Source organism: Brakhagea baltica (assembly GCF_052161605.1).
In the GTDB taxonomy this organism is placed as follows: Bacteria; Planctomycetota; Planctomycetia; order Pirellulales; family Pirellulaceae; genus JBKCUI01.
The window spans coordinates 6,576,000-6,585,435 of the sequence record NZ_CP197409.1; the positions used below are offsets into that span (position 1 = coordinate 6,576,000).

The following is a 9,436-nucleotide window of genomic DNA, read 5'->3' on the forward strand; positions in this document are numbered from 1 at the left end:
AGGAGAAGCTTCTTGCATTCGCATTGCGATATGTGTTCAGTTCTGCACCTATGGGTACAACGATGGTGTTTGCCACGATTGACGAACAAGAAAGTTTGTTTTTAGGAATTGGTGATTCAATTTTCTATCAATACTCGATGCTTCGAATCCCTCGTCTTCTTTGGGTATTTGATTTTGCGTTTTCCATTGAGGATTTTCCGGAATGCTTTACGTTAGAGAAACCCGACTGTAGTGCAAAAGCGATTAATTGTCGAGTTGTAGACAATCACGACAGATTCAAACCTTGCGTAGCGATTGAATTTAATCGTAACGAGGTTGATCGCTGGCTTGATTCAGCGTCACTAGATTCAGAAACTAATGCAGACGCAAATCTTCTGCTCCTTGGGCGGACGATTGATCCAGGGGATACACACACTTTTCGAATCGATAGAAAAAGGAAGATGGTTCTTTACGAATAACAGTGGTCAAGCTGAAAACCGTTCACAGAATAAGAGATAAGACCAGTCAGTAAGGTCTCCGCCAATTGCGGTCGGGCGGAGGAAATTTGAAGGGTGAAGTGGGAAGTTTCAAAGAAAGCCAATCTTTTCCCTATAGGATTACCAACGGTGTTTTGGTTTTCCTAGTCTTCCGATCGAGGCTCAAGCGAGCCATGAGATACCGTTTTCGAGCAGTTTGTTGCACCGAATTCGGTCATTTGCTCTCCACTGAGTTCACTCAGTGGAAGCACGACTAACAAAGCTAGCCACGACGCTCTCCTCCCCCCTCCCTTCTGTCTCGCCTGCGGCGAGACAGAAGGGAAGGGGGAGGTTTATATTGGGGTATCCGTTGCTAGCCTGTTAGTCATCGCTCCACCGACTCGAGGTTGGCTGGAGGCGTTCACGAACAGGTCAATGCTACTCACACGAGTGCATGAGCACTCCAGTTGTGAGCAGGTTATTGTTTCGCCAACTTCGAGCTCACTGATCGAGGCGAACTCTTGGCTCGTGAACCACCAGTCCTGCAGCGTGAGTTACCGCCTTATTCACCCTCCCAAAGAATTTGGGAGGGTCGAGTGGAGTTTACGATCACGAGGGGAAGGGGCTTTAGGATCGCTGACTAGTCGGGGCCATTATGCATCGCTGTGCCTCTCACCCTCTCCGAGCTACGCTCGACTCTCCCTCAAGGGAGAATGAATGCGTTCTTATTCACCCTCTCCGAGCTACGCTCGACTCTCCCTCGAAGGGAGAGTGAATGCTGTAACTGCGCAGAGCCTTGTTACAGCATACCTAGCTGCCAGTTCCTGAGGATTCAGTGCTGGGGAATCTTGCGGGATATCGACCTATCCCACTCACGCAATACCCGGCAAGGAAGCGGTATCTAGGGCATTTCGACAGGATTCGACCTCGACACCCTCTCGTATTTTGGCTAATTGACCACATAGCCCGCGAACAGTGCACTGTTTAGGCAAGCTGCATCGATCGCACCTTTGCCGGTGAGGCATGTTCAGGCTGGATGCGCACGGATAGCGCATTGGCGATCGTTTTCATTGGTTTTGTTGTCAATTACCCGAGCATGGAGGCGAGGGGAATGAGCCGTAAGACAGCTGCATTCGCTATTTTCGCGAGCCTTTTTCTGATTTCGTTTTTCGTCGGCTGCGAGCATGTCGAATCGTTTTCCGACCAAATCCTTACGCAGAATAACGAACGCCTTGCAGGAGCTCCGAACGGGGCCACACTCGAGAACAATCGCCCCGCTAATGCAGGTTGGTTGGTATCGCAATCAACGGCCAGCCGGGCGCCCGGACTCCCGGCTCGCAATCCGCAAACCATACTGATCGCCAGCTTCAACATTCAAGTCTTCGGCGTGTCAAAGATGTCCAAACCGGGCATCCCGGAGCAGCTGGCAGAGATCATCAGGCAGTTCGACATAGTTGCCATCCAAGAGATCCGCGATAGATCCAACAAGTCCCTCCCTGCTCTGATGGAGTACGTCAATCGAAACGGTGCTAAGTATGACTATATCATTAGCCCGCCCCTCGGCAGAACGGTTTCGAAAGAACAATACGCTTACGTGTTCAACACAGAAACCATCGTTTCCTCAAATGAGTTTAGCTACCTTGTTGAAGACACTCAGGACCTGCTGCACCGAGAACCTCTGGTCGCACGATTTGTGACGCGGGTGCCAACAGGATTCCAGCCATTCCGCTTTACATTGATCAATATCCACTCCGACCCGGATGAAGCGTTAGAAGAGAGCGAGGTTATGTCCGCTGTATTCAAGTCAATCCAGAATTTCGAGTATGCCAACGCGGGTGAAGATGATGTCATACTGCTTGGAGATCTCAACATCGAGCCTAGGAATTTCCAGAGCTTGGCTCGAGTTCCCGGGTTGATCTGGTTGTTTAATGAACCGACCAACACCCGGCGAACCCGAATCTGGGACAACATACTACTCGATCGGGACCTCACCAACGAATTCACGGGACGTTTCGGAGTGCTAGATATGGAGCAGATGTTTCGTATAAGTCGCGACGAAGCACTTGCGATCTCGGACCATCTTCCTATTTGGGCCGAATTTTATGTCACAGAAATGCCACTCGCCGGACCAAGTAGGGCTGCCGATGGAAGAGGTTCAGCCTTCAGATAGTTTGGACCCGCTTCCCGTAACCCTCGCAACTTACGTGCTGGCTTAAGGTTCTGATTTCCGACGCCTAGGAGAAGGCGAGTCTGGTTCTGGTGCAGTCTCCTGCCAGGTTGTGGCGACAACCTCCCCGGATTTGGACATGCTTCTCAGCTGCTCGATTTTTTGCTTGGCTTGCCCAAGCCGATTCTGGCAGTGCGTTACGTACGCCACTGCTTTGGCATATTCCTCCAGCGATTGCTCTAGTCCCAGCGAATTACCCTCGAGTCTTCTGACGGATTGCTCTAGGGCAAATATAGCGTCCTCAAACGTCATGTCTTCGGAACAGTGGTTCTTTTCGGTACTCAACAGCAACTCCTTATCATTGTGATCATCGCTCAAATCGGCAAAACCGTTAATCATCCTCACGAAAAATTCTACCCTCCCGGCGCGAAACGGGAGCTACCGGTAACCTAATAACCTATCGTTCACGCGTAGATTGCTCCATAGCACCTGGAGTGGAGCCCAAGCCCTAACAACGTGATTCAGATGATACCTAATCGGCGTAGAATTAAGAAAAAAGCAAAGCGTGGAGGTTTGGCTTCCGCTGAACGTCCCTCTGCGCTTTCGGCCGAGAAAGCGGATCAAATCATGCCATTCGATCAAACTTTAGAACAGCTCGAGTCGTTGTTAACCGTCGACTCTCAAGCTAAACCGGAGACCGATTCAGCCACGCCCAACGAACTTGTGTCCTCCCCGGGCACCAGTAAGGCAGATGAAGTTCTGATTGATCGAATCGATCGCAAGCTTTCTGAATTGGCAAGTAGTGCGGCCCAACTGGAAAGAGAGAGACTCGAGATCCAGGATCTGCGAAGCCAGTTACAGCATGCTATTGATGCCGCAGAATTGCGAATCGCCCAGGCCGATACGCGTTCAATCGGACAGGATACGTCGGGGCAAAGCGGGATTGTTGAATCCATGCGTATAGAGAATGAGCGGTTGAACAGCCTGTTAAACCATTCGCGAGCTGAATATCAGACCTTGCTCGACTTCATTGAGAATGAAGACATCAAGGAGCTTACCACCGTCGTTCGCAACGAGCACATTGAGCGAGAGTGCGAATTGAACCGCGAGATCGATAAGCTCAAGGAAAAGAATCAGCTTCTGGAGGACGAACTCGGGTCAAGCCTCGGTACCGGATCAGAGAGCGAGCTTAGGAAGCAGATAACTACCCTGAAGAGCGAGCTGATGGAGACAAGACACGAAGTTGTCGAGCTTCGGCTTCACAGCAACGAGCTCGCATCAAGGCTGGCAAAATACCAGGACCCCAGCACGATAAGCCACGAAGCGGTCACCTGGGAGGATCGAAAGCAAGCCTTGCTACAAATTCTCGAGCAGCAAGAATTGGACAGCAACGAGGGTGCAGCAGAGACCCTTGATATAAAGCGGATTCTTGACGAGACATCCGCTCAGGTCAACCTTAAAGACAAGGAAATTGCAGACCTACGTAGCCTGCTCGAACAACAATCTGTGGCGGCGAACGGCATGGCTATCGGTGCTGCTGCCGTCGCTCAATTTGTTGACGCAGACGAAATTATCGCCGAGGAGCGTCAGCGATTGAAAGAAAAGCAACAACAATGGGAGCAGAAGCAACGCCAGGACGAGATCGAAATGTCTCTAGAACGTGCAAAATTGGCTAGAGAAAGGCTTGAGATACAAGAGAAATTACAACAATTAGAGGCGGAGCGAGCCAGTCAAGTGCCGACTGACGGAGAAACAGCCTCATCCCCGAGATCGCTCCAGAAAGGAAAATGGTGGGCTAGGTTGGGGCTGAAAGATGACTGATGTACCATTCTGGTTTTTCGGATAAGATACTGCCGTTGTCTTAACGATACTCCAACACCAACTCGTCAGCTTCATGAGATCTTTACCAGCTCCTCAGCAATGGATTCAGAGTCCGTGTGATGCACTTGTGATCGCCGTATCCGATCAGTGGCGAACCACTCCTTCGATTCTTGAGCTAGACCAAACAACTGGGGGCTTGATCTCAAAACTGATCGAGTCCGGCGAGATATCTACAAAGCCGAATCAAATCTCCACGCTCTATTCCTTGATCGGTGTCGCTTCTTCTCAGGTGGTAATGGTCGGGGTCGGCGAAGCTCAGGAACTTGCTCCCTTGGTCGCACACCGTGCAGCCGGTAGCGCGATGAAGAAAATTGCGAACAAATACCGCGAGCGCGTTAGATTCGTTGGCTTCCATGGTCTACCGATCGCAGAACGAGCTGCGATCTGCGGAGCTACCGCAGGTTGCGTCGGGCAAGACCTGTTCAAACAGGAAAAGTCATTGATTCAGCCTGAGTTTTGTGAATGGGTTGGTCTTAGCGAAGCGAACATTCGTCGCGGCACAATCATCGGGGACTCGGTGAATTTAGTACGTAAACTAGTAAACTTGCCGGCTAACTATCTGTACCCAGAGTCGTTCACCGAAGAAGCCACCTTGGTCGCACAGCAATGCAAGCTGGAGCTCGAGATTTGGGACAAGTCGAAATTGGAATCGGAACGGTGCAACGCTTTGTTAGGAGTGTCGCGTGGTTCGAGTCGGGAGCCACGACTGCTCATCATGCGATACCGAGGAGGTGAGTCCACCGAACCGCCGACTGCCCTAGTCGGTAAGGGGGTAACCTTTGATAGCGGTGGTTACTCTATCAAACCGTCAGACGGTATGCTCACCATGAAGTGCGACATGGCTGGCGCAGCGACCGTGCTTGGGATCATGCAGGCTGCCGCACTACTCAATGCTAAGTGCAACTTAATCGGCATTATTGGCCTAGTCGAGAATATGATATCGGGTTCAGCATTCAAGCTTGGTGATGTGCTCGTTGCTCGAAGTGGCAAAACGATCGAGATCCATAATACTGATGCCGAGGGGCGATTGGTTCTCGCCGATTGCTTGAACGTCGCTCTGGACTCACAACCGAGCAAGATCGTTGACTTTGCTACTCTGACGGGGGCGTGCGTCGTAGCTTTAGGAAATGACATTTCTGGTTCGATGTCGAACAACACATCTTGGCAATCTGAGATCTCACTTGCAGCAGAAGCGGCAGGTGAGTATATGTGGCCGCTGCCCATGCATGCATTCTTCTCAGAACAAATCGCTGGCAAGATCGCTGACATCAAGAACGTGGGCGAAGGACGATGGGGGGGAGCCATTACAGCGGCTAAGTTCCTCGAAGAGTTCGTCGGCCAGACACCCTGGACTCACATGGATATCGCAGGTCCCGCCTTTCTCGATTCAGCGAAAGCTTGGTGCGATGCCGGAGCGACAGGTACTCTGGTTAGAACCTTTGCGGAGATGTTCGCAAAAGAATCTGCGGATGCAGACTCATGAACTACCTCCTAGCTATCGAAACGAGCGGGAAATTCGGATCGGTTGCTATCGCCTCAAGAACTGAAGAATCTTCTCAAGCGATCGTCTCCCTTGATCTCCCCAAAACGATTGGTTCGGCGCAGTCACTTGCTCCATGCATAGAACAAATCGCAGCGACGCACGGTATGCCTCTGTCCGAGCTGGGGTGTATTGCCTTAGTGAACGGTCCAGGCTCCTTTACGGGATTGCGAGTCGGGGTGGCCACCGCCAAGTCTCTGGCCTACGCGCTGCGGGTTCCGGTTGTTCCTTTGGATACGCTGGATGTGGTTCATTTGCAAGGGGCAAACGCCGCGTTGCTCGCGCAGCGAACGGATCCTCCTAAGCACATTCATGCTTTGCTGGATGCGTACCGGGGGCAATTGTTTGTGCAATCGCGAAGCATTCGCAGCTCCCTTTCGAATACCGGTGTGCTGGATATCGAAGACTTTTTGCGAGAATGCCGAGAATCAAACGATTCCCCGCAAGCTCACGCATTAATCGGCCCCGGTTGTCAGCGGGTTCTTCGATTTTGCGAGCGGGAACTAGAGGATGCAGAGCTAAAAGGGTGGTGTGAGCAATTGCCCTGTTTTGAGAGTACCGATTTTGAGCCGCATGCAGTTTTTGTGGCAAAACTCGGACTTGAACGCTGGAACCAGGGCCGACAAATCGACCCATTCCTCCTGCTTCCCAATTATTTTCGGGGAAGCGCAGCGGAGGAGAAAGCGAAAGCCTTATAAGGAAATTGCCAAATAGGTATAGTAAAGCGACCTTGCAAAGTACCTGTCGAGAAAAACAAACATGGAAATAAAACGCAATCCGACCCGCTCCGTCAAAGTTGGCAATATCTTCATCGGTGCCGCTCATCCTATCGCAGTCCAGAGCATGACTGCCACGCATACGACCGACATTGATGCCACCGTGGCATTGGTCAATGATTTGCATCGTGCGGGAGCTCACGTAGTCCGAATTGCAGTGGATAGCGACAAGGATGCGTTGGCCCTAGCTGAAATTCGTAAACAAACAGAAGCCAACTTGTCCGTCGATTTGCAAGAGAACTATCGACTGATCGAAAAGGTCGCTCCTCACGTTGATAAGGTCCGGTACAACCCGGGTCACCTTTACCACCACGAGCGAAATCGCCCCTGGGAGGACAAGGTCAAGTTTATTGCTGAGGTTGCAGCGGCAAACGATTGTGCGTTGCGAGTCGGTGTGAATTGCGGCAGCGTCGATCCCGCTCAGAAAGAGAAATTCGGGGATAAGGACTCTATCGGTCCCATGTTAGCTTCGGCCTTTGAGCATTGCGAATTACTTGAGTCGATAGGTTTTGTGAGGTTCGTCGTATCTCTTAAAGACAGTGATCCGAGCAAGGTCGTCGAGGTCAACAAACGATTCGCCGAGCAGCGCCCAGACATTCCCTTGCATTTGGGAGTTACTGAAGCAGGGCTTCCACCAGACGGCATTATCAAAACACGCATCGCCTTCGAGCAGCTCATCGGACGAGGTATAGGAGATACGATACGGGTCAGCTTAACTGTACCGAACTCGAAGAAGTCGATGGAGATCGAGGCGGGGAACCAGATCATCGACGACATTCGAAACGGACGCCTCCGATCTGTGGTGGCATTGGATCCATCCAAGCTGAATATCATTTCCTGTCCGAGCTGCTCGCGAGTGGAAAACGAAGCCTTTGTGGAATTGGCTCAAGACGTCAAGGAGATGACAACCTACGCGAAGGACTACGCGATTACCATTGCGGTCATGGGATGTCGTGTAAATGGACCAGGAGAGACCGACGATGCAGACCTCGGTTTGTGGTGCGGCCCGAATCGAGTGAACCTCAAAAAGGGAGAGGAATCCCTCGGATCGTATCCTTATGACGAGATCCTCGGCGTGCTAAAGACGGAACTCGACAAGCTCATTGAACAGAAGAAACTCGAGTCTGCCGGGGTTTAAACGTAAGTATCTAGCGTTCGGTGCTCGCTCACTTAACCTTAAAATCGCCGAGGGTTAAGTAGCCAGCGACCGTTGCATCTTGCGTTTCGTTAGCGAACTTGAGTGGCTTACCGTTCGCCAATGGATTTTTCGCCCGAAGAAGCACGCTGTATTTACCAGCAGTTAAACTCGCCAGATTTAACTGTGCTGTACGCGTGTTTGGTTCGTCGGATGGCAACTGCCCTTTCAGCGACCAATCTGCGGCAATCGAGGAGTAGATAATCCCACCCGTTTCGTTTGCGATCGCGATTTCCATGGGCCAATCGTAGTAAAACGGAGCTATGCCCTTGTTCACAATGGAGACGCTTACCGATAGCGATCGGTCCGAATCGGACCAAGCGAGCGTTGCATCCTTTGCATAGAAATCGTAGCCAATCATTGAAACCGACTTCAAAGCACGTGACATCCTTTCCTTAGGAGCAGATTCGCGAAACATTCCCGTGTCCATAGTCCAGGACAAATGTATGGCTCGCGCACATTCATCGAATGGCTGAGCCTGCGGAATCTTGACGTTGGCATCAAAGATTTTACCCCAGACTTCGGGGCGAATTTCACCACCGATAGGGTGCGATTTCCATTTGTTCAACGCCTCGCTCCCCGCAGCCTGGAGTGCCGGAACAAAAAACCAGTCGTCCTCTTTCCGGCCGGTTTCCAAGGTTGCCCAGCATAGGGAGTCGTCGTGGTATCCAAAACTGCGATCATGATTAGGAGCTTTGTCATAATTGTCGACCCCAGCAGGGTATCGCAACAAGATTGGCGTTACTTGAAATGATGCTTCGTAAGCATCCATAACCAAGGTCTGCGTTTCCTTGCTGGCCCATAAATCTTCGCGAGGATACGTGTGCCATTCCCCCCAAGTTCCGAGTAACCCGGCGGTGATGAAGGCAAGTCTTGGATCGCCGTCATACTTGTGACCAAACTCGCATATGAAATTGACCAAAGCTTTGCGGAGTAGAGGTGAGTCGTAATCGGGGGTGGTAACGTCCGTGGGAGGAAGTGGTGCGGTGTTGGTATTGGTATAAGTCTCCGTCTTGAGACCAGCCTCGATCAAATACTTTGGAATGCAGTCTTTCTTGCCGGGATACTCTAGATAGATTCGAATGATAGCCATGTTGCCACGGGAGGCGATGTCATCCAGCAGCTTCTCCAACTCCGTCCAATCGTATTTATTGGGCCCAACATTTAGTTTCGCAAATGGGAGATAGTTGAACTCCATCGTATGCGGGAATCGATCCCGTTTCGGATTGGCGTAGGGAACCAAGCCTTTAAGCGGATTCTCAAGGGGACTGGGGCCGGGGTTTAGCTGAAACGTTTGGGCCTCAGCGGGAATCGCAAGGCATCCAAACAATGCAGCCTTCGCTACCATTAAAAAGACTACACGCAGCATGGCTGGTGACCTCTGTTTGTTAAAAAATTGCTACTGGGAAACGAATAACCCGC

Annotated in this window: 8 protein-coding genes; 6 read left to right on the top strand and 2 right to left on the bottom strand. The window is 51.2% G+C overall.

The window, feature by feature from the left end; all coding sequences use genetic code 11:
- Positions 1-50 precede the first annotated feature (50 nt).
- Positions 51-458 carry a hypothetical protein gene (locus SH449x_RS25585; protein WP_482378915.1) on the top strand — a complete coding sequence of 136 codons (408 nt, stop codon included), beginning with the start codon at positions 51-53 and terminating at the stop codon, positions 456-458.
- Positions 459-1,566: 1,108 nt separating this feature from the next.
- The gene (locus tag SH449x_RS25590) at positions 1,567-2,625 is read left to right on the top strand and encodes an endonuclease/exonuclease/phosphatase family protein (RefSeq protein WP_482378916.1); all 1,059 of its coding nucleotides are present in this window, start codon (positions 1,567-1,569) and stop codon (positions 2,623-2,625) included.
- A gap of 42 nt (positions 2,626-2,667) precedes the next feature.
- Here the strand turns inward: SH449x_RS25590 and xseB are convergent, their stop codons facing one another.
- Positions 2,668-3,021: an exodeoxyribonuclease VII small subunit gene (xseB, locus tag SH449x_RS25595; protein WP_482378917.1), complete on the bottom strand. Its 354-nt coding sequence runs from the start codon at positions 3,019-3,021 to the stop codon at positions 2,668-2,670.
- A 228-nt stretch (positions 3,022-3,249) separates the two neighbouring features.
- Here xseB and SH449x_RS25600 point away from each other — a divergent pair, with 228 nt between their 5' ends.
- The 4 genes from SH449x_RS25600 to ispG all read left to right on the top strand — a co-directional run bounded on the left by SH449x_RS25600 (position 3,250) and on the right by ispG (position 7,957).
- Positions 3,250-4,443 carry a hypothetical protein gene (locus SH449x_RS25600; RefSeq protein WP_482378918.1) on the top strand — a complete coding sequence of 398 codons (1,194 nt, stop codon included), beginning with the start codon at positions 3,250-3,252 and terminating at the stop codon, positions 4,441-4,443.
- A 73-nt stretch (positions 4,444-4,516) separates the two neighbouring features.
- Positions 4,517-5,986: a leucyl aminopeptidase gene (locus SH449x_RS25605; RefSeq protein ID WP_482378919.1), complete on the top strand. Its 1,470-nt coding sequence runs from the start codon at positions 4,517-4,519 to the stop codon at positions 5,984-5,986.
- Positions 5,983-6,741, top strand: coding sequence for a tRNA (adenosine(37)-N6)-threonylcarbamoyltransferase complex dimerization subunit type 1 TsaB (tsaB, locus tag SH449x_RS25610; protein WP_482378920.1), 759 nt, complete (start codon positions 5,983-5,985; stop codon positions 6,739-6,741). The genes SH449x_RS25605 and tsaB overlap by 4 nt, the downstream gene beginning before the upstream one ends.
- 61 nt (positions 6,742-6,802) lie before the next feature.
- Positions 6,803-7,957 (top strand): (E)-4-hydroxy-3-methylbut-2-enyl-diphosphate synthase, encoded by a 1,155-nt coding sequence (ispG, locus tag SH449x_RS25615; RefSeq protein WP_482378921.1) that lies wholly within the window; start codon positions 6,803-6,805, stop codon positions 7,955-7,957.
- A gap of 28 nt (positions 7,958-7,985) precedes the next feature.
- Here the strand turns inward: ispG and SH449x_RS25620 are convergent, their stop codons facing one another.
- Positions 7,986-9,383, bottom strand: a complete 1,398-nt coding sequence (locus SH449x_RS25620; protein WP_482378922.1) for a hypothetical protein — start codon at positions 9,381-9,383, stop codon at positions 7,986-7,988.
- Positions 9,384-9,436: the final 53 nt, after the last annotated feature.

Excerpts from the sequence above, each read along its gene's own strand:
- tsaB (WP_482378920.1), top strand. The coding sequence starts at position 5,983 with ATGAACTACCTCCTAGCTATCGAAACGAGCGGGAAATTCGGATCGGTT.
- SH449x_RS25585 (WP_482378915.1), top strand. The coding sequence starts at position 51 with ATGGGTACAACGATGGTGTTTGCCACGATTGACGAACAAGAAAGTTTG.
- SH449x_RS25605 (WP_482378919.1), top strand. The coding sequence starts at position 4,517 with ATGAGATCTTTACCAGCTCCTCAGCAATGGATTCAGAGTCCGTGTGAT.
- ispG (WP_482378921.1), top strand. The coding sequence starts at position 6,803 with ATGGAAATAAAACGCAATCCGACCCGCTCCGTCAAAGTTGGCAATATC.
- xseB (WP_482378917.1), bottom strand. The coding sequence starts at position 3,021 with ATGATTAACGGTTTTGCCGATTTGAGCGATGATCACAATGATAAGGAG.
- SH449x_RS25590 (WP_482378916.1), top strand. The coding sequence starts at position 1,567 with ATGAGCCGTAAGACAGCTGCATTCGCTATTTTCGCGAGCCTTTTTCTG.
- SH449x_RS25600 (WP_482378918.1), top strand. The coding sequence starts at position 3,250 with ATGCCATTCGATCAAACTTTAGAACAGCTCGAGTCGTTGTTAACCGTC.
- SH449x_RS25620 (WP_482378922.1), bottom strand. The coding sequence starts at position 9,383 with ATGCTGCGTGTAGTCTTTTTAATGGTAGCGAAGGCTGCATTGTTTGGA.